At 57.5% G+C, this 21,848-nt stretch carries 22 protein-coding genes; 15 read left to right on the plus strand and 7 right to left on the minus strand.

Going from position 1 to position 21,848, the window contains the following annotated elements; genetic code table 11:
• Together AD948_RS04965 and AD948_RS04970 are read right to left on the minus strand one after the other, a co-directional pair.
• Positions 1-660: IS701 family transposase (locus AD948_RS04965; RefSeq protein WP_156478936.1), on the minus strand; the 660-nt coding region annotated here is incomplete at its 3' end.
• 266 nt (positions 661-926) lie between these two features.
• On the minus strand, positions 927-1,838 hold the full coding sequence (locus AD948_RS04970; protein ID WP_061470965.1) for a LysR substrate-binding domain-containing protein: 912 nt from the start codon (positions 1,836-1,838) through the stop codon (positions 927-929).
• 225 nt (positions 1,839-2,063) lie between these two features.
• On the opposite strand from AD948_RS04970, the gene AD948_RS04975 reads away from it, so the two are divergent.
• Positions 2,064-3,584 carry an MFS transporter gene (locus AD948_RS04975; RefSeq protein ID WP_061470966.1) on the plus strand — a complete coding sequence of 507 codons (1,521 nt, stop codon included), beginning with the start codon at positions 2,064-2,066 and terminating at the stop codon, positions 3,582-3,584.
• A gap of 287 nt (positions 3,585-3,871) precedes the next feature.
• Here the strand turns inward: AD948_RS04975 and AD948_RS18610 are convergent, their stop codons facing one another.
• Positions 3,872-4,126, minus strand: a complete 255-nt coding sequence (locus tag AD948_RS18610; protein WP_248845921.1) for a lysophospholipase — start codon at positions 4,124-4,126, stop codon at positions 3,872-3,874.
• A gap of 96 nt (positions 4,127-4,222) precedes the next feature.
• Between AD948_RS18610 and AD948_RS04985 the strand changes: the two genes are divergently transcribed.
• The 10 genes from AD948_RS04985 (at position 4,223) to AD948_RS05030 (ending at position 14,596) form a co-directional block, all read left to right on the plus strand.
• On the plus strand, positions 4,223-5,626 hold the full coding sequence (locus AD948_RS04985) for an aminotransferase-like domain-containing protein (RefSeq protein ID WP_061470967.1): 1,404 nt from the start codon (positions 4,223-4,225) through the stop codon (positions 5,624-5,626).
• A gap of 340 nt (positions 5,627-5,966) precedes the next feature.
• Positions 5,967-6,449, plus strand: a complete 483-nt coding sequence (locus AD948_RS04990) for an MSMEG_0572/Sll0783 family nitrogen starvation response protein (RefSeq protein ID WP_061470968.1) — start codon at positions 5,967-5,969, stop codon at positions 6,447-6,449.
• A gap of 24 nt (positions 6,450-6,473) precedes the next feature.
• Entirely contained in the window at positions 6,474-7,457 is a 984-nt protein-coding gene (locus AD948_RS04995) for a Nit6803 family nitrilase (RefSeq protein ID WP_061470969.1), read from the plus strand.
• Entirely contained in the window at positions 7,454-8,563 is a 1,110-nt protein-coding gene (locus AD948_RS05000) for an MSMEG_0568 family radical SAM protein (RefSeq protein WP_061470970.1), read from the plus strand. Before AD948_RS04995 ends, AD948_RS05000 begins: the two co-directional genes overlap by 4 nt.
• On the plus strand, positions 8,560-9,123 hold the full coding sequence (locus AD948_RS05005; RefSeq protein ID WP_061470971.1) for an MSMEG_0567/Sll0786 family nitrogen starvation N-acetyltransferase: 564 nt from the start codon (positions 8,560-8,562) through the stop codon (positions 9,121-9,123). The genes AD948_RS05000 and AD948_RS05005 overlap by 4 nt, the downstream gene beginning before the upstream one ends.
• A complete protein-coding gene (locus tag AD948_RS05010) occupies positions 9,120-10,094 on the plus strand; it encodes a sll0787 family AIR synthase-like protein (protein ID WP_211264438.1) in 975 nt (324 codons plus the stop codon). Before AD948_RS05005 ends, AD948_RS05010 begins: the two co-directional genes overlap by 4 nt.
• Complete coding sequence (locus AD948_RS05015) at positions 10,091-11,269, plus strand: MSMEG_0565 family glycosyltransferase (RefSeq protein WP_061470972.1); 1,179 nt, start codon at positions 10,091-10,093, stop codon at positions 11,267-11,269. Before AD948_RS05010 ends, AD948_RS05015 begins: the two co-directional genes overlap by 4 nt.
• Positions 11,257-11,544, plus strand: a complete 288-nt coding sequence (locus AD948_RS05020) for an MSMEG_0570 family nitrogen starvation response protein (RefSeq protein WP_061470973.1) — start codon at positions 11,257-11,259, stop codon at positions 11,542-11,544. The genes AD948_RS05015 and AD948_RS05020 overlap by 13 nt, the downstream gene beginning before the upstream one ends.
• 16 nt (positions 11,545-11,560) lie before the next feature.
• A complete protein-coding gene (locus AD948_RS05025; protein WP_061470974.1) occupies positions 11,561-12,808 on the plus strand; it encodes an MSMEG_0569 family flavin-dependent oxidoreductase in 1,248 nt (415 codons plus the stop codon).
• Positions 12,809-12,823: 15 nt separating this feature from the next.
• Entirely contained in the window at positions 12,824-14,596 is a 1,773-nt protein-coding gene (locus tag AD948_RS05030) for an AMP-binding protein (protein WP_061470975.1), read from the plus strand.
• Positions 14,597-14,636: 40 nt separating this feature from the next.
• On the opposite strand, the gene AD948_RS05035 is transcribed toward AD948_RS05030, so the two are convergent.
• Entirely contained in the window at positions 14,637-15,404 is a 768-nt protein-coding gene (locus AD948_RS05035) for an SDR family NAD(P)-dependent oxidoreductase (RefSeq protein WP_061470976.1), read from the minus strand.
• 101 nt (positions 15,405-15,505) lie between these two features.
• Between AD948_RS05035 and AD948_RS05040 the strand changes: the two genes are divergently transcribed.
• On the plus strand, positions 15,506-16,438 hold the full coding sequence (locus tag AD948_RS05040; protein ID WP_061470977.1) for a LysR family transcriptional regulator: 933 nt from the start codon (positions 15,506-15,508) through the stop codon (positions 16,436-16,438).
• Here AD948_RS05040 and AD948_RS05045 read toward each other — a convergent pair.
• A complete protein-coding gene (locus AD948_RS05045) occupies positions 16,414-17,355 on the minus strand; it encodes an AEC family transporter (protein ID WP_061470978.1) in 942 nt (313 codons plus the stop codon). The two genes, AD948_RS05040 and AD948_RS05045, sit on opposite strands and share 25 nt — an antisense overlap.
• Before the next feature lie 99 nt (positions 17,356-17,454).
• On the opposite strand from AD948_RS05045, the gene AD948_RS05050 reads away from it, so the two are divergent.
• Complete coding sequence (locus AD948_RS05050; RefSeq protein WP_061470979.1) at positions 17,455-18,342, plus strand: LysR family transcriptional regulator; 888 nt, start codon at positions 17,455-17,457, stop codon at positions 18,340-18,342.
• A gap of 58 nt (positions 18,343-18,400) precedes the next feature.
• Here AD948_RS05050 and AD948_RS05055 read toward each other — a convergent pair whose 3' ends face one another.
• The gene (locus AD948_RS05055) at positions 18,401-19,030 is read right to left on the minus strand and encodes a LysE family translocator (RefSeq protein WP_061470980.1); all 630 of its coding nucleotides are present in this window, start codon (positions 19,028-19,030) and stop codon (positions 18,401-18,403) included.
• 197 nt (positions 19,031-19,227) lie between these two features.
• Here AD948_RS05055 and AD948_RS05060 point away from each other — a divergent pair, with 197 nt between their 5' ends.
• Positions 19,228-19,689, plus strand: a complete 462-nt coding sequence (locus tag AD948_RS05060; protein ID WP_248845922.1) for an Lrp/AsnC family transcriptional regulator — start codon at positions 19,228-19,230, stop codon at positions 19,687-19,689.
• 373 nt (positions 19,690-20,062) lie between these two features.
• Here AD948_RS05060 and AD948_RS05065 read toward each other — a convergent pair whose 3' ends face one another.
• The gene (locus AD948_RS05065; RefSeq protein WP_061470982.1) at positions 20,063-20,965 is read right to left on the minus strand and encodes a LysR family transcriptional regulator; all 903 of its coding nucleotides are present in this window, start codon (positions 20,963-20,965) and stop codon (positions 20,063-20,065) included.
• Positions 20,966-21,172: 207 nt separating this feature from the next.
• On the opposite strand from AD948_RS05065, the gene AD948_RS05070 reads away from it, so the two are divergent.
• On the plus strand, positions 21,173-21,784 hold the full coding sequence (locus tag AD948_RS05070; RefSeq protein WP_061470993.1) for an NAD(P)H-dependent oxidoreductase: 612 nt from the start codon (positions 21,173-21,175) through the stop codon (positions 21,782-21,784).
• Positions 21,785-21,848 lie beyond the last annotated feature (64 nt).

Below are 21,848 nucleotides of genomic sequence, written 5' to 3' on the forward strand. Positions count from 1 at the left end.
AAGGTGTTGCGACGACCGGTTGAATCCGCCGTCTGCTGCAACCCAGCGGAAGGGCACACCGGCCTCAATACTCCGCTCAATTATCATCGAGGCTAACGCCGGTTTGGTTGCAAACACCACCTCATCGGGAACGTGGGCCTGCTTCAGGCGCTCAGGCTTTGATGTCCAGTCTTTTGGAAGATACAGGGCGCGGTCAATAAAGGCATGCCCCCGTTCCGAAACATAAGCGCCAAACACACCAATCTGGCAGTTCGTGATCTTGCCGGCAGATCCCGTATACTGCCGCCCCACACCGCAGGACGCCTGACCCTTCTTCAGAAAACCGGTCTCATCAATGACCTGCACGCCCTCTTCAGTGCCCAGATGCTCGATCACATAATCCCTGACGACACCACGAAGGGCATCGGCATCCCAGTGCCCGCGCCCCAGAAGCGCCTGCTGCCGCCATGGACCAGGATCTCCTGCGGCTTCCGCTCGTATCCATCCCGTCTTGCGTGGTTCATTGCCAATCAAAATATCAAGAAAAGCACAGGCTGAATCTACGACACGTTTTTGCGTGAACAGCGGCGCCATTCGATCCTTGGCGGACCGGAGCGAGCGCGCCCATAATTTCAGAGTCTCTTCAACAGACGCACCGCCATTCATCATATCCTGAATCATGATTACCCATAGATTCAGAACTCAACACAAAATGCTACTGTAGTGCTAGTTTTAACTGCGTTGTGAAGGCGGCGGTTTCGTGCACAGACGGAGCTGACCTGCATGTTTGGCCCGCCTAAAGAGATTTACGCAGCCGAGGACGCAGTCGCAGGTATGAGTGGTTATGCGAATTTCCTACCACGCTCTGATCTGAAAAAATTGACCATTAATAGTGAAATCGTCTGTCTTTCTTTCCTTCCTTTCGCTCATGCGCTCGTTATGATTGTTTAACGGTTATTCGATTTTTCCAGATAATGGCCTTTAGCTGGTGTATCTTGGATCTGGGTAATGATATTCCGCACTGCTGGGGCGGCTTCACTCGCTCGGAAAACTGCAGCGACTTCTGATACGACGGGTTCCCCCGCAATATCGCGGAAGACAACGCCTGGCAGATTGACGATGATGCGGACCGCACCAGGGCATACTGCAATACCATTCCCGATTGATACCTGTGTCAGGACTGCCAAAAGACTGCCAGGTGTCGAGATGATCCGGGGTGTGAAATTTCCTCGCCTTGCGACCTGAAACGTACCGAATTTCTGTTCAGGCATGATGAAAGAGGCGTCACTGATCTGTTGCGGATGCACAGGAGCGGTTTCCGTAGCAGCATCAAAAGTGCCCGTTGGCATCGCCAGGCAAAAACGGTCACGGGCCAAGACGTGATGGCTCACTAATGGTGGTAATGTCATGGGTAAGCGCACAAAGCCGACATCCACTTCGCCGTCCGCGATAAGCTGGGGCAGACTCTCCATCGGAAACTCGCGTGCGTTCAGATACACGCCAGGATGCTTCCGGGCGAACCGGTTCATCTGATCTTGAAGCACGCCGGTATATGCCGCAGAACCGACATAGCCGATCTCTATACGACCCAGTTCCCCGCGTCCGGCTCTCCGTCCGGCATTTTCAGCTCTGGAAAATTGCTCCAATACCCGCCGAGCTTCGCCGAGAAATACTTTGCCAGCCGATGTCAGCATGACGGAACGTTTCGTCCGTACCAGCAACTGCGCAGCCAATGTTCGCTCGATTTCCTGAATTTGTACCGTAAGGGTAGGCGGGGAAATATTGAGCCGCTCTGCCGCACGCGTAAAATGAAGTTCCTCCGCAAGGGCCACGAAATAACGTAGGTGTCTCAATTCCATTGTAGTTTCCTGTTAGGCTGTGCCTAAGAGTGGAGCAAAATACTCGTAATGACGGCAACCAAAACGTGGCTTAGCCTTTGGACGTTGATCCTTGCAGAAAGCCAAAGAAATGGGACGTCCAGAGATATTGCCAGTCGTCTTCGGAATTATGGTCGCAATTTCGCATACTGGCACATTCGATCACGATGAGCTGAGTGTCAAAGTGCTCCTCGCACTGATCGACCAATGACCGAACACCTCCCTGCCGCACGGCACGTCAATCCGCTTTTCGTTCTTCTGACGGCCTCTGTCGGGTGCGCTCTAACTGTTCTCGATACCAATGTGGTTGCAATCGTGCTGCCGACGATCGCCCGGGAATTCAGGGCCAGTTTTGCGGATGTCGAGTGGGTCATCAGTACCTATGTACTCTGTTTTGCCTCCCTGCTGTTGCCGGCTGGCGCTATTGCGGACCGGTTCGGGCGCCGGCGCGTTTATCTTATTGGCATTGCGTCGTTCGCAATTGCGTCTCTGCTCGGCGGCCTTGCTCTGTCTGCCCCGGCTTTGTATCTGGCGCGTGCCTTGCAAGGTATCAGTGCGGCCTTCCTGCTTGCTCCGGCACTGGCAATTATTGGACACAGTTTTCATAATGCACAGGAGCGAAACCGGGCGTGGGCAATATGGGGCAGCATCATGGGTCTTACCATGGTGCTTGCACCGATTATCGGTGGGCTCATTGCCTCTACATTGGGTTGGCGCTGGGCATTTTACATAAACCTGCCCATCTGTGTTTTTCTTGCCGGTGCCGTATTTTTTCTTATCGAAGTGTCACGCGATGATGCTGCCAGAAAGCTGGACCCGGCCGGTATCGTCTTTTTCGCCGCTTCCATGTTTGGTCTCACATGGGGGCTCATCAACGGTCAGGCGGAGGGCTGGACGTCATGGAGCGCGCTGGGTGGTTTCATTGGGGGAGGTCTCTCCGCAGGTGCGTTTATCGCGGTTGAGCAGGCACAGGCACGGCCTATGCTGGATATTCGCCTGTTTTCCAGTCCACGGTTTTTAGGGGCGGTCTGGGCAATGTTCGCCTACGCAGCTGCGGCACAGGTCATGGCATCTATGCTCCCCTTATTTCTGCAGAACGGGCTGGGGCAGTCAGCCTTGCAGGCGGGGTTCGACATGCTTCCGTTTGCTCTTGCAATGCTGGTCTTTCCCCATGTTGGAAGGCTTCTGGAACGCCGTCTGTCATCGGCGAGTATCCTGACACTAGGTCTGCTTCTTGTTGCTGTAGGCAACACCATAACAGCATGGGGTGCCCATAGTGTTGCCTGGCATATCATCATGAGCGGAATGATCGTGCTGGGAAGTGGCGGGGGTCTGCTTAATGGAGAGACACAGAAAGCGATTATGAGTGCCGTCCCGCGCGAACGTTCCGGTATGGCATCAGGGATCAGCACGACATCCCGGTTTTCAGGCATTCTTCTTGGTTTTGCCATGCTCAGCGGGGTTTTGGCGACAATGGTCCGCAGTTGGGTGAGGACATTCGGCTGTGGTGTATGTCAGCACGCGTCAACATTTGCCGATGCCATTGTGGCGGGCGATCTGCCGGGTGCCCTTATCGGATTGAGCGGTTCTGCCCGGACAACAGGTCTTGAACAGGCCCATCAGGCATTTTCCCACGGTTTCTCATGGGCGCTTCTCACCGCTGCAGTTTTCGCATTCATTTCTTCGGTAATGGTTTTTACGTTAATGCGTACAGGCAGGCAGGATTAAATGTGTTGCTCCTTTGTCGAAACAGAATGTCTGTTTATTTTAAGACTGAAGTTTGGGTCGTGGTATCCAGCCATGCGCTGATTCGGGTAATGACCTCTGCCTCAATGCCGAAATAACCGTGTGTAGTCAGGGAACCACAGTTTTTCTCCGGACCGGGTTGTGCCATCTGTCGCCCTGAACACGGTGACGTCACGACTGCCTGCCATGGCCGCGCCAATTCGCTTTGCGTCTTGTGGCGGTGCAACGTTGCATCGGTCATCCCGATTGGCAACAATGAGGACGAGAGCCTATATTTTTTCTGGATCAGCACTAAAAACGGTTTTCCCGCTGCCTCCCATAACGGACACCGATTCAGTCAGCACAACACCGGCAATATCCCCGGGCACAGTCTGGTCCGCGCCATTGACGGCTGCAATTGCTCCCTGACTCTTACCGAGCAGAAAGACAGGACCTGAATCCCGCCTGTTCCACGCTTCACGCGTTCGCTCGACGAAGTTGTCGGCGTGCTGGATGCGTCCGGTCCTGCCCAAGGCCGATATCACCAGTTCCGCCTAGCCTGAAGTTCAGCATCGTGATTGCGCTGATTGTATGGCATGTGGTCAAATGGAGTTTCATCGAATGTATGGAAATTCCATCCTATGTCTGCATACCCTTATCTGGCGCACTGGAAAGAAGAGATTAGCCGGAGCCCGAGCGCAATTTACATGACACTCGCGGACGCTCTCGCGCTGTCCATCCGCAAGGGGGACTTGCGGGAAGGGGACAAGCTGCCACCACAGCGCACGATTGCGGAGTATCTTGGCGCCAATCTGACGACTGTCACCCGGGCGTTTACGGAGGCGCGGCGACGCGGCCTGATTGATGCGACGGTCGGGCGGGGCACCTTTATCCGCGTTGGCGCGGGGGAAAGCCATTGGCGCCATACGGGGCCGGCCGTGGTCGATCTGACCATGAACCTGCCGCCCATCCCGCAGGATCCGCCGCTGCAGCGCATTATCCAGAGCGACATTACAGCCATTCTCAAGCAGCAGGACCTGAACAGCCTTATGTCGTACCGGGTAACGGGTGGCACATTGGAGGAGCGTCAGCTCGGCGCGAAATGGATTGCACCCGTTATTGGTCAACGGCGAACAGACGAAATCCTTGTCGCACCGGGGGCTCAGAGCGCTCTGGCGGCCATTGTGAGCACGCATACGCAGCCCGGCGATGTTATTGTCACCGATCGTATTGCCTATCCCGGCATCCGGACCATAGCGGCGCAGTTCGATCTTATTCTGGTGGGGGTGGACAGTGACGTGGAAGGCATGATGCCCGAGCAGCTTGACCGGGTGTGCGCTGAACATCATCCCCGGCTGCTTTACTGCATTCCAACCATCCACAATCCCACCACAGCGACGATGTCCCTGCAAAGACGAAAGGATATTCTAAAGGTTGCGCAAAATCACCATCTGTATATCGTCGAGGATGACCCTTACAGTCTGTTGATGGACGTCCCGCCAGCTGCATTGGCGGCCCTTGACCATAGCCGTGTCAGCTATGTGGCGACCCTGGCCAAAACGCTCAGCCCCGGCCTGCGCACGGCCTATATTGCCTTGCCCAATGCAGACATGACCCGAAGAGTGACAGCCGCAATCCGGGCGATTGCGCTGACCAATGCTGGTCTGCTCAGTGCGCTCACGGCGCGATGGATGCAGACGGAACAGGCGCATATGATCCTGCATGCTATCCAGAAAGAGCTGCGACTGCGCCAGTCCATTGCGCGCAAGGTTCTGGGTGAAGGGCACTGCATGAACCCGGATGGGCCGCATGTCTGGCTAAAACTGCCGGACTGGTGGGGGAGTGCTGATTTTGTCGCCTACGCCCGCAGGCGGGGGCTTGCGCTGGTTCCCAGCACCGTTTTTACCATTAGTGGTGAACCTCCACAGCGTGCGCGGATTGCTCTCGGCAGTGCGTCGGATGCCGCAAGTCTCGAAGACTCTCTTCACGGGGTCCTCTCAGTTTTGCAGCACAAGCGCTCACCGGGTTTTACCGACATTGTGTGACCTCAGAACAACTTGGCAAAAGGTTGAAGGTGCGTGATTCTGGGACGTGACATGCGCGTAATTGGTGAAACAAGAAAGTCGTTCGTTCACGAATCCGTGATAAATAAAGTCATTAAAAACAGATGGTTAGGAGTGTCTTTCCTGATTGTATGGCGGAGTTATATTTCTTGTATGCCCATGTGCCCGTCAAAGAGTAGTGCATGATGTAATTTGTATTGTTTGTACCATTCAGTGGAGGCATACAATATTTTGCCTCTCAGCCATCCCGTGCCACGTTCGCTTTGGCAACGCGGTCCACTCCGTTTTCTCGCCGGAGACCGCAGCACACGGGAGATATACCATGCCGAAAATCGAACACGCTCCGCATAAAGATGGCGATTGCTTCGTCAATTATGAAAACAAGGTTTTCGAGGACGTTAAAGCCAATCCTGGCGAAAAAGCCCTCATCACTTTTCATACTGTCGCCAATGAAGGGTCTGTTGGGTTTGTAAATCTGCTGCAAGCCACACGCCTGATCCGCAAAGGCTTTGAAACGTCGGTTCTTCTGTATGGTCCGGGTGTGACCCTTGGCGTGCAGCGCGGTTTTCCCCGTCTGGGGGATGAAGCCTTTCCGGGACACATGAACTGCAACAAGCAGATTGCAAAAATTCTTGAAGAAGGTGGAAAGGTTTATGCCTGTCGCTTCGCGCTTCAGGCTCTTTACGGCTACGGCGAGCAGAACCTGATCCCCGGCATCACGCCGATCAATCCGCAGGACGTGCTCGACATCATCCTGCTGGCCCGCCGCGACAACGCCTTTATCCTCAATACCTGGACTCTCTGAAGGCCCAAGGGAGGACCGCACACCATGCCCCGTATCGTTCGCGCCGCAGCCATCCAGATCAGCCCCGTCCTTGGTGACGATGGTCTGGGGACTGCCCGGAAAGTCTGTCAGGCCATCCGCGATGCCGCCGAAAAAGGCGTGAAGCTGGTGGTCTTTCCCGAAACCTTCGTGCCCTATTATCCTTATTTCTCATTTATCCAGCCTGCTTTCCGCTTCGGCGGAGAGCATCTGGAGCTCTACGAGCGCGCTGTCATTATCCCTGGCCCGGTAACCGACATGGTGGCTGAAGCCGCCCGCGACACCGGCATGGTCGTGGTGCTGGGCGTGAACGAGCGCGATTTCGGCACGCTCTACAACACGCAGATCATCTTTGATGCGACAGGCGAGATCCTGCTCAAGCGCCGCAAGATCACGCCCACCTACCATGAGCGTATGGTCTGGGGGCAGGGCGATGGTGCCGGGCTGAAAGTTGTTGAGAGTGCTGCTGGGCGCATCGGGGCACTGGCCTGCTGGGAGCATTACAATCCGCTCGCCCGCTACGCGCTAATGACCCAGCACGAGGAAATCCATTGCGCCCAATTCCCCGGCTCGCTGGTAGGCCAGATCTTCGCCGACCAGATGGAAGTCACCATCCGGCATCATGCGCTGGAATCCGGCTGCTTTGTCGTGAACGCCACAGGCTGGCTCACGGAAGATCAGATCAGGGATATAGCGCGCGATCCCGCGCTGGAAGGACCGCTGCGGGGTGGATGCTTCACGGCCATCGTCTCACCTGAAGGCAAGCTGCTGGGCACGCCGCTGACGGAAGGCGAGGGGATGGTGATTGCTGATCTCGACTTTGCACTGATCACCAAGCGCAAGCGGATGATGGATTCCGTGGGGCATTACGCACGCCCGGAATTGCTCAGCCTGCTGCAGGACCGGCGGCCCGCATGCACGGTGCATTATGTTGGTGAGCATGGAGCAACTGGGCCAGTTGCTCCCTCCAATGACGAGGCTGCGTCATGACCGTCCCAACACTCGGCACGCTTTCCGACCGCAAGCTCGTCACTGACCTGCAATCCTTCGGGCTTCAGATCGGTGAGCAGACCGGCGGCATCGCCCGCAAGGGCGGAGCCGGTCCTTCCGACCACAAGACGATCACCATAGCAGGTCAGACCGTCATGGTCCCGGTTTATACATCTGGTGCACGACGGTCTCCGTTTCAGGCCAGTCCGCCTGACCAGAGTGGGACAAGCACGCTGCTGCGTGATGGCCAGACGCTGGGCACAATCCATTTTCCGAGGGCTCCGCGCTTTTATGGCCTGAGCACGGCGGACGGCATTCCTTACTGGAAGATTGCCCTTCTGCATGGCCGTGACACGCTGGCGACCACGGTGCACCAGACCTGCATCCGCTATGCCGACCGGCGTACATCCTGCCAGTTCTGTGCCATCGGCCAGTCGCTGGAGGCCGATCGCACCATTGCCTATAAGACACCCGCGCAGCTTGCCGAGGTTGCAAAGGCCGCCGTGGAACTGGACGGCGTGCGCGACATGGTACTGACCACCGGCACACCCAACGTAATTGATCGGGGTGCTGCCGTGCTGGCGGAATCAGCCCGTGCCATCCGGGCCGCAGTAGACCTACCACTTCAGGTCCAGTGCGAGCCGCCGCGTGACCACGGCTGGTTCCAGCGCCTGCGCGATGCGGGGGCCGACAGTCTGGGCATGCATCTCGAAGCCGCAACACAGGCGGTGCGGGAGAAGATCATGCCTGGCAAGGCCACGGTCAGCGTTGATCGCTATATGGACGCTTTCGCCAGTGCCGTGCCGATCTTCGGGCGTGGACAGGTCAATACCTACATTCTCGCGGGTCTTGGCGACAGTGCCAAAGACATTCTGGCTTTGGCCGAACGCCTGATTGCGCTCGGGGTCTATCCCTTCGTAGTGCCGTTCGTGCCTATTTCCGGCACACCGCTGGAAAATCACGCGCCGCCTTCAGCCGAGTTCATGAAATCCGTGTTGGCGCCACTGGGCCGGATGCTGCGCGAGGCAAACATGAAATCCACCGATATCCGGGCCGGGTGTGGCCGGTGTGGTGCTTGTTCCTCGCTCTCGGCATACGAACAATGAGTAAGGTCCTCGAAGGCATGGAAGACCGGCCGTTCATCCCCACGGAATATGTTGTGCGTCTTGCCCGCACGCCGTGGGAGCGGGCAGGGTATCATGCACTGCGCCGCAAAGTATTCTGCACAGAACAGCATGTTTTTGCAGAAGATGATCGCGATGCGATTGACGATGTTGCCATTCCCATCATCGCGGCCTGCTGCATGGCCGGAATGCCGGACAGGGTTGTGGGAGCGGTGCGTATCCATGAAGCTGAACCCGGTGTCTGGCGTGGGTCTCGTCTGGCTGTCCATTCGGATCATCGCAAGCTGGGGCGTATCGGGGCAGAACTGATCCGCATGGCGGTCAGCACGGCGCACGGTCTTGGGGCAACCCGGTTCCTGGCGCAGGTCCAGGAGCAGAACGTGCTGTTCTTCCGGCGTCTGCACTGGAAGAGCCTTGGCACCATAACCCTGCACGGCCTGCCGCATCATGACATGCAGGCTGACCTTTCGCGCTATCCGGCACACGGGCAGGACCAGACATGGTTGCTGCGCCCGCAGCCACGCACACGGCAGGTGGCGTGATGGCAGGGGAACTCGCCGCATTGCTGCGCACGCTCCGTAACGGTCGGGCTCTTGCAGCTAAGCAGGATATTTCTCAAGCCGTTGCGGTTCTGGGGCGTGATGCCTGTGAGGGTATTCGCCTGGGCGATGACTGCGCCGCGATCCCGGATGGTGATGGCTATCTTCTGCTGGCCAGCGAGGGCTTTCAGGATAGCTTTGTTCGCTCAATGCCGTGGTTTGCCGGGTATTGCGGCGTGATGGTCAATGTCAGCGACATCGCGGCGATGGGTGGTCGCCCCGTGGCGGTGGTTGATGCGTTGTGGAGCGATACGTCCGAGGCTGCGGCCTCAATCCTGACGGGTCTCCATGATGGTGCCAGCACCTATGGTGTGCCGGTTGTTGGGGGACACACCAACATGCGCAGCACTCATAACTCGCTGTCGGTGGCGATCCTTGGTCGTGCCCGTCATCTGCTGACCAGTTTTGACGCCCGACCGGGCGAGGTTCTGATTGCCGCCATCGACCTGCGTGGGCGCTGGCATGATCCGCACCCGTTCTGGGACGCCAGTTCCGCGCTGTGCGGCACCGAGGGAGCGGCCCGGCTGCGTGGAGATATTGAACTTCTGCCAGCAATTGCTGAGGATGGTTTGAGCCGTGCAGCCAAGGACATCAGTATGGCCGGCCTGCTGGGAACCGCCCTTATGCTGGCCGAATGTTCGGGCGTGGGTATGACGATCACGCTCGAAGACATTCCACGGCCTGAGGATGCGCCGATGGAGCGCTGGCTGTCAGCCTTCCCCAGCTATGGTTACCTGCTCACGGCGCGCGCCGAAGATGCCGAAGCGATCCTGGCCCGGTTTCGTGGACGTGACATTGCGGCTTCTGTCATCGGGCGGTGTGACAGCACGCAGCGACTGGACGTTACATGGGCGGCCGAGAAGGAAACCTTCTGGGATCTCGCCCGTACGCCGCTCATGGGGCTTGCGCCATGAGTCTGTCCATTGGCATCCTGACCCATTCCACCAATCCGCGCGGGGGCGTGGTGCATGGCATGGCGCTGGCGGAAGCCCTGTGTGACGCGGGCCATCACGCAACGCTGATTGCGCCGGACGTAACCGGAGCCGGTTTCTTCCGCAGCCCCCGCTGTGCGACCTGGTGCATCTCGGCCGTGCCTGTGCCTGATCTGCCAACACTGGTGGAGCGTCGTATTGGCGAGATCAGAAACGCACTGCGCGGACAGCATTTTGACGTGCTGCATGCGCAGGACCCGATCAGCGCCAATGCGCTGGCCGATCTGGTGGCGGAGGGGCAGATACCGGGCTTTGCCCGCACGGTTCATCATCTGGACCGTTTCTCCCACGCCGGTATCGCAGCCCGCCAGACACGAGGCCTGACGGCGGCGTCCGAGCTTTTCACGGTTAGTCAGCTCTGGGCGGACACGTTACGCACCGAGCATGGGCGGCATGCGTCTGTGGTGGGGAATGGTGTCGACCTGACAAGGTTTTTTCCAGAGCCTCGTCTGCGTGATCAGGCACTTCGCGCACGGTATGGACTTCCGCGGAACGCACGTCTTGTGCTGTCGGTTGGCGGGATCGAGCGTCGTAAAAACACGCTTGTTCTCCTTGAAGCTTTTGAGGTGCTGCATCGGGAGCAACCGGATCTGCATCTTGTGATAGCCGGCGGCGCGTCTCTGCTGGACCACTCCGACTATCGCCGTCTCTTCGAGGAGCGGGTGCGGAGCCACGGCCTTGCGAATGCAGTGACCGTCACGGGAACAGTTGCGGATGAGGATATGCCGGCATTCTACCGGCAATCTTCTGTGCTGGCTTATCCTTCAAAGACCGAAGGTTTCGGCCTGTGCCCGCTCGAAGCTCTGGCCTGCAGAATTCCCGTGGTGGTGCCTGCTGCACCGCCTTTCACCGAGCATCTTCATACTCACGAGGCATTCTGGTGTCAGCCCGAGAGTTCCGAGAGCCTTGTCTGCGCGTTGCGTGATGCTTTGGGCGTCCGGGGCGCGGCCCGTTTCCAGGCCAGCGGCCCGGCAACAGCTCGCCGTTTCGACTGGGGCGACGTTGCCAGTCGGCACCTCCCCGCATACCGGCGTCTTGCGGCATTGCCGCACGCTGGCGTCCCTACTTCAGGAGTTTTGTCACCATGCCCGAAATGACCTTTCGCGTGCGCTGGCCCGATGGGAAGGAGACCGACTGTTACTCCCCATCGCTGGTCATAAGGGACCACTTCACGCCCGGTCAGGATTATCCGGTCCGGGAGTTTCTGGAAAAGGCGGACACGGCCCTGACGGAAGCTAGCGAGCGGGTTCGCGCCCGCTACGGCTTTCCATGCAGCCGCGCTCTTGGTCAGCTTCACACCATCCGCCAAACCTGCACGCTTTTTCTCAATCGACCCGATGCGCAGGTGCGCGTCCTGTCTTTCAGATCCTGAGACGAAAAGAACGACCATGACACAGAACGAAAAAAGCATTCCCGTTACCATCGTGGGTGGCGGACAGGCCGGGCTCTCCATGAGCTGGTATCTCTGCCGCGAGAAGGTGGACCACATTGTCTTTGAGGCAAAGACGGCCTGCCATTCGTGGGACGATGAGCGCTGGGACAATTTCTGCCTGGTTACACCGAACTGGCAATGCGAACTCCCCGGCCATCCGTACAAGGGAAAAGATCCGCACGGCTTCATGGTGAAGCAGGAAATCATCGAATACGTGAAGGGCTTTGTTAATTCGTTTAACCCGCCTTTGCACGAACACACAGCGGTTACCTCCATCACACGTCACGAAGCCGGTGGGTATCGTGTAGTGGCGGGCGGTGAGACCTGGCACGCAAAGCATGTGGTCATCGCATCAGGCGCATACCAGGACGCGGTCATCCCCGGCTATGCCAGCGCGATCGACCCTGCCATCCATCAGGTTCACTCGCAGGATTACCGCAACGCGGCCCAGTTGCCTGAAGGGGCTGTTCTGGTTGTAGGGAGTGGCCAGTCTGGCGCACAGATTGTCGAGGATCTGTTCCTTGAAAAACGCAAGGTCCATCTCTGTGTCGGCTCCGCCCCGCGTGTCTCGCGTTTCTACCGTGGCCGTGACGTTGTGGACTGGCTTGCGGACATGCACTTCTATGATCTTACGGTGGATAATCACCCTCTGCGTGACGGCGCACGCGATAAGACCAACCATTATGTCACTGGTCGAAATGGAGGCCATGATCTTGATCTGCGCCTCTTTGCAAAGAAGGGCGTTGGCCTGCATGGCACGCTGGAGACCATCCGTGACGAAGTCGCGCACTTCGCGCCAGACCTGAGGGAAAACCTTGATGATGCGGACAGGACCAATGCCGACATCAAGAAATCCATCGACGCCTATATCGCTCGCGAAGGTATCAGTGCGCCAACCGAAACGCCCTACGTGCCCGTCTGGGAGCCTGATGGCAGCAACACGCCGCTCGACCTGAAGGCGGCCGGGATCACCTCGATCCTCTGGTGCATCGGCTTCCGTCCGAACTATCGCTGGATTGATGTGCCGGTCTTCAACGGGGCCAACAAGCCGGTCTGGCATCGTGGCGTGACCGATGCGCCGGGCTTCTACTTCCTTGGTCTGCCCTGGCTGCACACATGGGGATCGGGGCGGTTCTCCGGCGTCTCGCGTGATGCCGCGTGGCTGGCCAGCCAGATTACCGGCAAAGACGTGCCTGTAGCCTGAACGGAGGCAGGTGCCATGCTTCCATGGACAACATACGAGGCGATGTATGATGCGGCGCTAAATCAGCCCGAGCAGTTCTGGCTGGCTGCGGCACGGCGCGTCACATGGAAGCAGGCCCCTGTGACCGCATGCAGGACACGGTCGGATGGCTGGCATGACTGGTTTCCGGATGCCACGCTCAATACCTGCCACAACGCCGTGGACCGGCATGTTGAAAATGGTCGTGGTGAACAGGCAGCATTGATCTGGCATTCCTGTGCCACGAGGGAACGGCAGATTGTAACTTACCGGGAACTACAGGGCCGGGTAGCCGGATTTGCCGGTGGTCTGCGCTCGCTGGGGGTAGAGAAAGGCGACCGCGTCCTGATCGCCATGCCGACCATGATCGAGACGGCCATCGCCATGTTGGCCTGTGCGCGGATCGGTGCCGTGCATGTCGTGGTTTTTGCCGGTTATGCCGGGCCTGAACTGGCGCGGCGGATTGATGATGTGGCCCCGAAAGTCGTCATCATCGCGAGTTGTAGCTTTCATGGGCAGACGCCGATCGCGTCTGCGTCCGTCCTGAACGAGGCACTGGCCACAGCAACGCACAGACCACAAGCCTGCGTGATTGTGCAGCGCGAAGCCTGTCCGGCCCCGCTTCTGTCGGTGCGGGATCATGATTTTCACACGCTGGAACAGTCGGCGCCACCAGAACCGGTCATGCTGCGTTCCGAAGATCCCTTGTACGTTCTTCATACATCCGGGACGACGGGCAATGCGAAGGGCATTGTGCGTGAAAATGGCGGTCACGCCGTAGCTCTCGCCCTGTCTATGGACCTGATCTACGGGTGTAAACCCGGTGATACCTTCTTCACCACATCGGACCTTGGCTGGGTTGTCGGCCATTCCTATGGGGTTTATGCGCCGCTGATCAGCGGTTGCACCAGCGTGATTGTCGAAGGCGGCGCATCTGCTTCCGCCATCCGTGCGCTCTGTCACGAACACGCAGTGAAATGCCTGTTCACCACGCCGACACAGATGCGCCTTATGCGACGGGAGAGCCGTCACCTGTCAGGGGCGATCCAGCCTACTCTGGCGCGTGTTTTCGTCGCTGGAGAGTATGCAGATCCGACGTTGCTGGAGTGGGCGCGATCCTACTTCCGCACACCCGTGGTCAATCACTGGTGGCAAACGGAAACCGGGTGGAGCATCACCGCGCATTTCTTCGGTCTGCACGAGCATGAGCCAGCCTCTCTCATGAATGACATTGGGCGGCCTGCGCCGGGGTTTCGTCCGGCTATCGTGGCGTCCGTTCCGGGAGAACAGTGCGGTGAGATTGTCCTGTCCCTGCCGTTGCCGCCCGGCTGTCTGGCTGGTGTCTGGAAGGACAGGGCGATTTGTGTTCCCAAAGCTTATCTGGACGAAACCGGCCAGTATTATCGCACCTTTGACGAAGGTATGATTGAGGCCAGCCGCGCCGTGCATATGCTTGGACGTTCCGATGATGTCATCAAGGTTGCTGGTCGGCGGATTTCGGGTGTGCAGATTGAAAAGATCATCGCCACTCATCCTGCTGTTCACGCGTGTGCCGTAGTGGCAATTCCGGACGAACTGCGAGGGCAGCGACCTGTTGCCTATGTGGTTCCTGATACCGAGGCGGACTATACGCCGTCTTCCGAGGAAATCGTTGCGCGTGTCAACGAAGTCCTCGGGCGCTGGGTTGGGCTGAAGGAAATCCGCTTCGTCAGGCGATTACCAACCACCGTGTCAGGGAAGATCACGCGGAAACGTCTGCTGGTGTCCTGACGGTATCAACGTGGCCTTCTGTATAAGGAATGGCCCGCTCTTAGATAGCCTGACCACCGGAGACTTCAATCCGTTGCGCATTCACCCAGCGATTATCCTCGGACAGCAGCGAGGCTATCATCGGGCCGATGTCGTCTGGAAGGCCGGGACGTCCCAACGCGGTTGTTTCTGCAATGTGGTGGGCGACGTCCGGGTTATCTCGCACTATGCCACCGGAGAAATCTGTCTGGATCGCGCCGGGTGCGACCGTGTTGACGGCGATGCGGCGCGCCCCGAGTTCCTTGGCCATATAGTGTGTCATCACCTCTATTGCGCCCTTCATAGCCGCATAGGTAATTCGGCCGGGATAGGCAAAGCGCGTCAGGCCGGACGAAATATTGACGATACGACCACCATCCGCGATCAGCGGCAGCAACGTCTGCGTCAGGAAAAACGGACCTTTGGCATGAACGCGATAGGCAGCGTCAAAATCTTCTTCGGTTACTTCGCCGAATAGCCCCTCATGGGAGGTGCCGGCCATGTTGACCAGATAATTGAAATGCTCAGCGCCCCATTCGCGCAGCACGCGTCGGACTTCGTCTGCAAAGGCCGGGAAGGCGTGCGTATCGCCAGTATCGAGTTGCAGAGCGACGGCACGGGCTCCGCTGCGCTGGACACTTTCGACCACCTCATCAGCTGCGGATTTGTTGGTGTGATAGGTGAAGATTGAGGGAACGCCACGTCGGGCGAGGGCTTCAACCGTTGCGCGACCCAATCCACGGCTTCCGCCGGTGACGATGGCAATGGGGTTCGTGGTCGTTACAGGCATGGGACTCTCCATCTGGTGAAGGAGCAATTCTGCTCACACTGGCGTCCGTTCGATAAGAGCGCTCTTTCCGTCAGCATTGTTTTGCGCAATGGAATAATCCTATGGACAGACTTGCGACACTCGACCTCTTTATCCGCATTGTTGACCGTGGCAGCTTCAGTGCCGCGGCTGCTGCTTGCGGTGTCTCCCGCCCCGTTGCGACCGCAGCCATCAAGGCGTTGGAACAAAGGCTGGGCACGCGCCTACTGCACCGTTCGACGCGCCACGTTCGCCCTACCGAGGAAGGCGCTGCCTACTATCGCCGGTGTGTGGCGATCCTGGCGGACCTTGAAGGTGCGGATCGTGGTGCGAGTGGGGCAGTAGCGGGTTTGTTGCGTGCTGATGTTATCGGGCGTGTGGCGCGTATGCTTCTGCTGCCAGCGCTGCCTGACTTTCTGGCCCGGCATCCAGCGCTGACCGTTCATCTTGGCGAAGGCGAGCGGTTTGTCGATCTGGTGCGCGAAGGGGTGGATTGCGTTGTGCGGGCCGGAAACCTGCCGGATAGCGACATGATCGCTCGGCCGCTGGGCGTTATGGAAGAGGTGACGCTCGCCAGCCCGGCCTATCTGGCGCGGCACGGAATGCCTGCCTCTCCTGACGATCTCGAGGGGCACCAGATGGTCGGTTTCGTGTCTTCACGCACCGGCCAGCCCCTGCCATTGGAGTTTACGCGCGGAGAGGAGGTGGTCGAGGTCTTGCTTCCCGCACGCCTGCTGGTCGGGGGTGTTGATACCTATACCGAAGCGGCCAGGCTCGGCTTTGGCCTCGTGCGGGTTCCCCGTTATGGATTTGAAGATGACGTTGCGAATGGAACGCTGATCGAAGTCCTCCCTGATTTTTCACCCACGCCAACGTCGGTTTCAGTGCTTTATTCGAGCAACAGGCAGCTTTCTCCGCGTGTGCGGGTGTTTGTGGACTGGCTGGTGGAGATTATTGGTCCGAAACTTTGTCAAAATGCCGATGAACGTCCTTACGCTGGTGTAAAGGCGAGATAGAGCGAGATCGTTGCAATTGAGAACACGGTAGAGGCCAGAACGACCCGTCCGGTAAGGGCTGCTTCCCGATCATAGAATTCTGCCAGCATGAACGAGCCGGTTCCTGTCGGGAGGGCAGCAAGAAGCACGGCAACGTTTGTCATCGCCAGCGGCAGGTGGAGTACGGGCGCTGCGATGATCCACGTAACCAGAGGCTGGGCGATCAGCTTCAGGCCGACAAGAATGGCGGCAGTCGACGGCTGTGCAGACGCGGCATTGGCGGAATTTCCGGCAAGGAACAGACCGAGGGCGATCAGGGCGCAGGGGGATGCAGCCCCGCCGAGAAGCTTCAGGAAGGCATGAACGGGTCCCGGCAGATGCCCCCCGGATACCATGACAAGGCCACCAAGTGCTGGCGCCACCAGCAATGGATTTTTCACCAGAGAAAAGAGTGTTTTCGCGACGATATCGCGACGGCGCGCTTCGGTTTGCAGTCCGGCCTCAATCAAAACGATCGCTATGACAAACAGCACACAGACCGTCACGATCGTGGCGATGAGCGTCGGTGCCATGCCGGTATCGCCGACAAGAGATAGGACGAGCGGGAAACCGACGAACCCCGTATTGGCGTAGCTCGCATTCAGTCCGTCAATGGCGGCATCGGCAAGATGATGCCCAGTTGAGACCCGCCACCACAGCGTCCCGGCAAACACGATAAAACAGCCGAGTGTGAACGCCGCAATGAGTCCCGGCTCCCACAGATCAGTTATTTTTGCATTCGCCACGATGTCGAACAGCACTGCGGGCAGTGCGAGATAGACCACCAGCCGATTGACTTCACGTGTGGCATTGGGACCCAGCGCACCCGATTTGCGTGCGATCCATCCGGTAAGGATGAGGGCAAAGATAGGCAGGACGATCAGCAGATTGTTCAGCATCAAAAATCTCGGGAGGTCAGCAAAAACGTGACGCTACCGGACGCTATTGATATAATCCAATGCTCATATGGTTCACGATTAATGCTTTCAGGGTATCAGATGGACACGCGGCATATGCGCTATTTCATGGCCCTGGCGGAGACGCTTCATTTCGGTCGGGCCGCCGAGCGGATGAACATGAGCCAGCCGCCGTTCAGTCGCCAGATTGCCATGATCGAGCAGTCTTTGGGCGTGAAGCTGTTTGAACGAAACTCGCGCAATGTGGCGCTGACCCCAGCCGGAAAACACTTCATGAAAGACTGCCGAAATGTACTGGGGCAGTTTGAGGAGGCCTGTCGCGATGTCAGGCTCGTTGCCAGCGGCATGAAAGGCGAATTGCGGTTTGGATTCATGATGCATGCCGCCCACAGTGTCGTGCCACAACTCGTCCAGCTTTATGCGGAGGCAAGGCCGGATGTCCGCCTTGTGCTTGATGAACGCACGCCGACAGAAATCGATGAGATGCTGGTGGCTGGGACACTGGATGCCGCCGTAACATTTGACTGCGGATACGCGCCGCACCTGCAGACTGTGCTGCTGGCCAAGGAGCGATTACGCATCATCATGCGTAAGGAGCATCCTTTTGCTACGGTCGAGCAGATCGGTCCTGAGGAACTTCGTGAGGAGAAGATCATCGCAGCACCCGCCGCGACAGCGCCGGCTCTTCGATCTGCGATCAACAGCTATTTTTCGGCCAGAGGAATTGTCCCGCATGTCGTGCTTGAACCGCGGTTGCAGCACACGATTATCCAGCTTGTTGCAAAAGGGCTGGGCGTAGCCCTTATCCCCTCATCGCTGTGTAACGAACTAGGGGCGGGGCTGATGTCACGGGCTTTGACTGACGCTCCCCAACTCGACGTTGTCCTTCGAGCGCCGATTGCTACGAAAAACCCTGCGGTTTCGACATTCATGGAAATCGGGAAATCGATACAGCGGGCTTCACTCTGATCCATGGAACCAATGCAGAGAGCCAGTTTCCAATATCTTCACTATCCATATTCCATTATCATGAGTGGAGTAATTTTATGATGTCTTCCGACGCCAGACCCAGACCAAGCATAATCATGATTATTCCAGATATGTAGCCGGTCACGATGGACGCTCTGGGGCGGCTGCTTAATAGTGTCCGCGCGCCAAATCCGACCATCAGATATATGAATACGCAGTTCATTGTATGGATGATTCCCAAAATCCCGATCTGTAAAAAGATCGGCCACGATGAGCCCGGATTTGTAAACTGGGGCAGAAGGGCGAGAAAAAACAGAAGAGCCTTGGGGTTCAGGCCACTGATGGCGAACCCTTTGGTAATCCAGCGCCGCGCACCAGTTTCCCGTTCATGTCCTTCTTTCGGCAGGGAAGGGTGACGTAACAGGGAAATGCCCAGTTTTATGAGATAGGCCGCACCTGCAAACGTCAGAATGGTGACCGCAAGCGGCATGCTGGCGACAAGCGCACCGATACCGCCTGCGACCGTTCCGGTAATGGCGAGATATCCTAGAAACATGCCGCACACAGCGGGAACAACTGCGGCATGATCATGTATTCCGGCGGAAATAACATACGCCCAGTCAGCACCAGGGGTTGCGGCAAGGAGGATGGAGACCGTCCAGAAGGCAAGAAGTGTATGCAGATTCATCGAACATGCGTCGCTTTAGAAGAAAATTTACAAGGCCCCGCGGCGTTTTCATGCTCTCCGATTAGGTTTCAGATTGCCATCTCTGCGACGCGAGAGGGGGCAGGATAGCGCGGACCAGCAGATATGAGGTTGCGTTTATGCCAATTTATCCACCAATATTTGACATATGATTGCGTCGGAATTTTCATTCATGATATATGATGCCAATGAAACTGGATGCGATTGATCGGCGTATTCTTCGTGTTCTCCAGGAAGATGGCCGCTGCCCCAACAATGAACTTGCGAGGCGCGTCGGACTCTCTCCATCGCCATGCCTGCGCCGGGTGCGGATGCTGGAAGAAAGTGGCGTTATTGAGGGCTACGTCGCCGTTGTGAATCCTGCAAAAGCCGGGTTCGGCGTGACGGCTTTTGTCAGGATATGGCTGACGGGAGAAGACGAGCGGCAGTCCGAGCATTTCGTAGAGGAAATCGGAAAACTTCCACAGGTGACAGAAGCGCATGTCCTCGCGGGAGATTGTGATTTCCTGTTGCGCGTTATTGCAGAAGACCTTCCAGGACTTCGACGTTTTCAGAGTGAACAGCTTGCGCGGATCAAAGGCGTGCGGAGCATGAAGACCGACATCCCCCTCCTGAAGGTCAAGAACGCAAATTTTGCATAGGGTGAGGCTTATTCTTGGTGGCGAGATATAACTTTTCGGCCGCCGTCATGGTAATGTATGCGTTTGATGCAGTGTTCTAGGTATGAAGGCCCCCGCAATTCACGAACGTCCAGATCGCTCTGCAGTAAATAAACGACCGGAACTGGGATGTGGGCCGATCTCTACAGAATACAAAGGTCGGCCTGCTCGGTGAGAAATCAGAAGAACTCGTTTACGGTGCCATTGAGGGGAGTGGTCGTTCGCCAGTTCACAGGTCCCGCTGGCGTGATTCCCGTCTGCCAGCACCACCGCGGTAATCCTTGCGTAATCTTTACGCGCCGCCGAGGAGATATTCCGGAACTTCGAGCGCGACATCGGATGGTCTTCATGCAGGTTAGGCGCGCATATATGTCTGAAGGCGCGGAATAACGAAGTCAAGAAACACCCTCACGCGCTGGGGTGCCTGTTTGCCGCCCAGATAGAGCGCATGGATCTCCTCTTCGTCCTGCGCGTCCGCATGAGCCAGAACCTCAACGAGACGGCCGGCCTTGAGATCATCGTGCACATGATAGTCGCCAAGCCTCGCCAGTCCCGCACCCCGTAGGGTCAGGCGTCTTACCGTTTCCCCGTTATTGGCGAGCAGGGGGCCTCGGACGATACGATCGGCAATGCGGCCTTTCTCCTGTAGCGGCCAGACAGGGGCGGCACGCCGGAAATTAAAGCCGAGGCATTTGTGGCGGTCCAGATCATCAATGCTTTGCGGCGTGCCGAACCGGCTCAGGTAATCTGGCGATCCGACAATCTTACGTCGTGCCGTGCCGATATGCCGGGCTGTCAGATTTGAGTCCTGTAACGCTCCGACCCGAAAGGCGATATCAGTGCGGTCAAGGTAAAGATCCGTCAGTTCATCGGAGAGCGACAGATCCACGACGATATCCGGATAGGCATCCCAGAATTCTGGCAGGAGAGGTTCGAGCGCCAGCGCTCCGAAGGCCACCGAAGCGTTGATGCGCACAATGCCGCCCGGCCGAACCGATCCAGTTGTGAGCGCATGCTCCATGTCGTCAAGATCGGCGATCAGTGCCTGAGCGCGTTCGTAGTAAAGCTGTCCTTCCGGCGTGACGGAAAGGCGGCGTGTCGAACGTTCGAGCAGGCGTACGCCAAGGCGTGTCTCAACGCGGGCGATCAGTTTGCTTATTGTCGAGGGTGTTGTCATCGACAGGCGAGCCGCTTCCGAAAAACTGCCGCTTTCCACGACACGTAGAAACATCTGCATTTCGCCAATCCGGTTATCCATCAGCGCCCTTTGATGAAACAGGTTCACAAGTTCTATGGAGAAGCGACGGATTATCAAAGCCTGTCAAGTGCATCATGTTCCGTAGGGAACAGACGCTGCTCTCACTGCTGATGTGCCGAGAAGCTGTCATATTGAAAATTCTTCCGGACAATGGCTCTGAATTCTGGTCAGGCTTATCCGGGATGCTTTTTGCAGGACACGATTGCGATGAAAAACATTCTTCTTCTGAACGGCGGAAAGGCTTTCGCCCATTCCCATGGTCGTCTGAACGATACGTTACACGACGTTGCTTTTGAACTCCTGTCGAACGCGGGTTTCAACACGCGGCAGACAAAGATTGACGCAGGGTACGATATTCAGACGGAAGTCGAAAATATTCAGTGGGCTGACTTGATCATCTACCAGATGCCGGGCTGGTGGATGGGCGCACCGTGGACCGTCAAGAAGTATATGGATGAAGTCTTCACAGCCGGTCATGGCGCGCTTTACGCCAATGACGGACGCAGCCGCGCCCGTCCTGAACGCAAATATGGTTCAGGCGGTCTGCTGCAGGGGAAGCATTACATGCTCTCCCTGACATGGAATGCCCCGGAAGAGGCCTTTGTCGATCCGGCCCAGTTCTTTGAAGGGAAGGGGATTGATGGGGTCTATTTCCCTTTCCACAAGGCCAACCAGTTTCTGGGTATGGCACCGCTTGCAACGTATCTTGCATCAAACGTTATGAAAGAACCGGCGGTTGATCGGACCGTCGCGCGCTACCGTGCCCATCTAGCAGACGTTTTGAGCTTAGCTCCGCCTAAGAATGATGTCGTATCATGATGCAAAGCGCAGGATTGCCCTGGCGAGATGAAAACACGGGTAAGAGGTGTAACGTGGGGTAGTG

It is taken from the genome of Acetobacter senegalensis, from assembly GCF_001580995.1.
GTDB lineage: Bacteria > Pseudomonadota > Alphaproteobacteria > Acetobacterales > Acetobacteraceae > Acetobacter > Acetobacter senegalensis.

Coding starts and splice junctions, on each gene's coding strand:
- AD948_RS04990 (WP_061470968.1), top strand. CDS start 5,967: ATGCCGAAAATCGAACACGCTCCGCATAAAGATGGCGATTGCTTCGTC.
- AD948_RS04995 (WP_061470969.1), top strand. CDS start 6,474: ATGCCCCGTATCGTTCGCGCCGCAGCCATCCAGATCAGCCCCGTCCTT.
- AD948_RS05030 (WP_061470975.1), top strand. CDS start 12,824: ATGCTTCCATGGACAACATACGAGGCGATGTATGATGCGGCGCTAAAT.
- AD948_RS05015 (WP_061470972.1), top strand. CDS start 10,091: ATGAGTCTGTCCATTGGCATCCTGACCCATTCCACCAATCCGCGCGGG.
- AD948_RS05000 (WP_061470970.1), top strand. CDS start 7,454: ATGACCGTCCCAACACTCGGCACGCTTTCCGACCGCAAGCTCGTCACT.
- AD948_RS04985 (WP_061470967.1), top strand. CDS start 4,223: ATGTCTGCATACCCTTATCTGGCGCACTGGAAAGAAGAGATTAGCCGG.
- AD948_RS05020 (WP_061470973.1), top strand. CDS start 11,257: ATGCCCGAAATGACCTTTCGCGTGCGCTGGCCCGATGGGAAGGAGACC.
- AD948_RS05070 (WP_061470993.1), top strand. CDS start 21,173: ATGAAAAACATTCTTCTTCTGAACGGCGGAAAGGCTTTCGCCCATTCC.
- AD948_RS04970 (WP_061470965.1), bottom strand. CDS start 1,838: ATGGAATTGAGACACCTACGTTATTTCGTGGCCCTTGCGGAGGAACTT.
- AD948_RS05025 (WP_061470974.1), top strand. CDS start 11,561: ATGACACAGAACGAAAAAAGCATTCCCGTTACCATCGTGGGTGGCGGA.
- AD948_RS05040 (WP_061470977.1), top strand. CDS start 15,506: ATGGACAGACTTGCGACACTCGACCTCTTTATCCGCATTGTTGACCGT.
- AD948_RS05050 (WP_061470979.1), top strand. CDS start 17,455: ATGGACACGCGGCATATGCGCTATTTCATGGCCCTGGCGGAGACGCTT.
- AD948_RS04975 (WP_061470966.1), top strand. CDS start 2,064: ATGACCGAACACCTCCCTGCCGCACGGCACGTCAATCCGCTTTTCGTT.
- AD948_RS05045 (WP_061470978.1), bottom strand. CDS start 17,355: ATGCTGAACAATCTGCTGATCGTCCTGCCTATCTTTGCCCTCATCCTT.
- AD948_RS05005 (WP_061470971.1), top strand. CDS start 8,560: ATGAGTAAGGTCCTCGAAGGCATGGAAGACCGGCCGTTCATCCCCACG.
- AD948_RS05065 (WP_061470982.1), bottom strand. CDS start 20,965: ATGGATAACCGGATTGGCGAAATGCAGATGTTTCTACGTGTCGTGGAA.
- AD948_RS05055 (WP_061470980.1), bottom strand. CDS start 19,030: ATGAATCTGCATACACTTCTTGCCTTCTGGACGGTCTCCATCCTCCTT.
- AD948_RS05035 (WP_061470976.1), bottom strand. CDS start 15,404: ATGCCTGTAACGACCACGAACCCCATTGCCATCGTCACCGGCGGAAGC.
- AD948_RS05060 (WP_248845922.1), top strand. CDS start 19,228: ATGATGCCAATGAAACTGGATGCGATTGATCGGCGTATTCTTCGTGTT.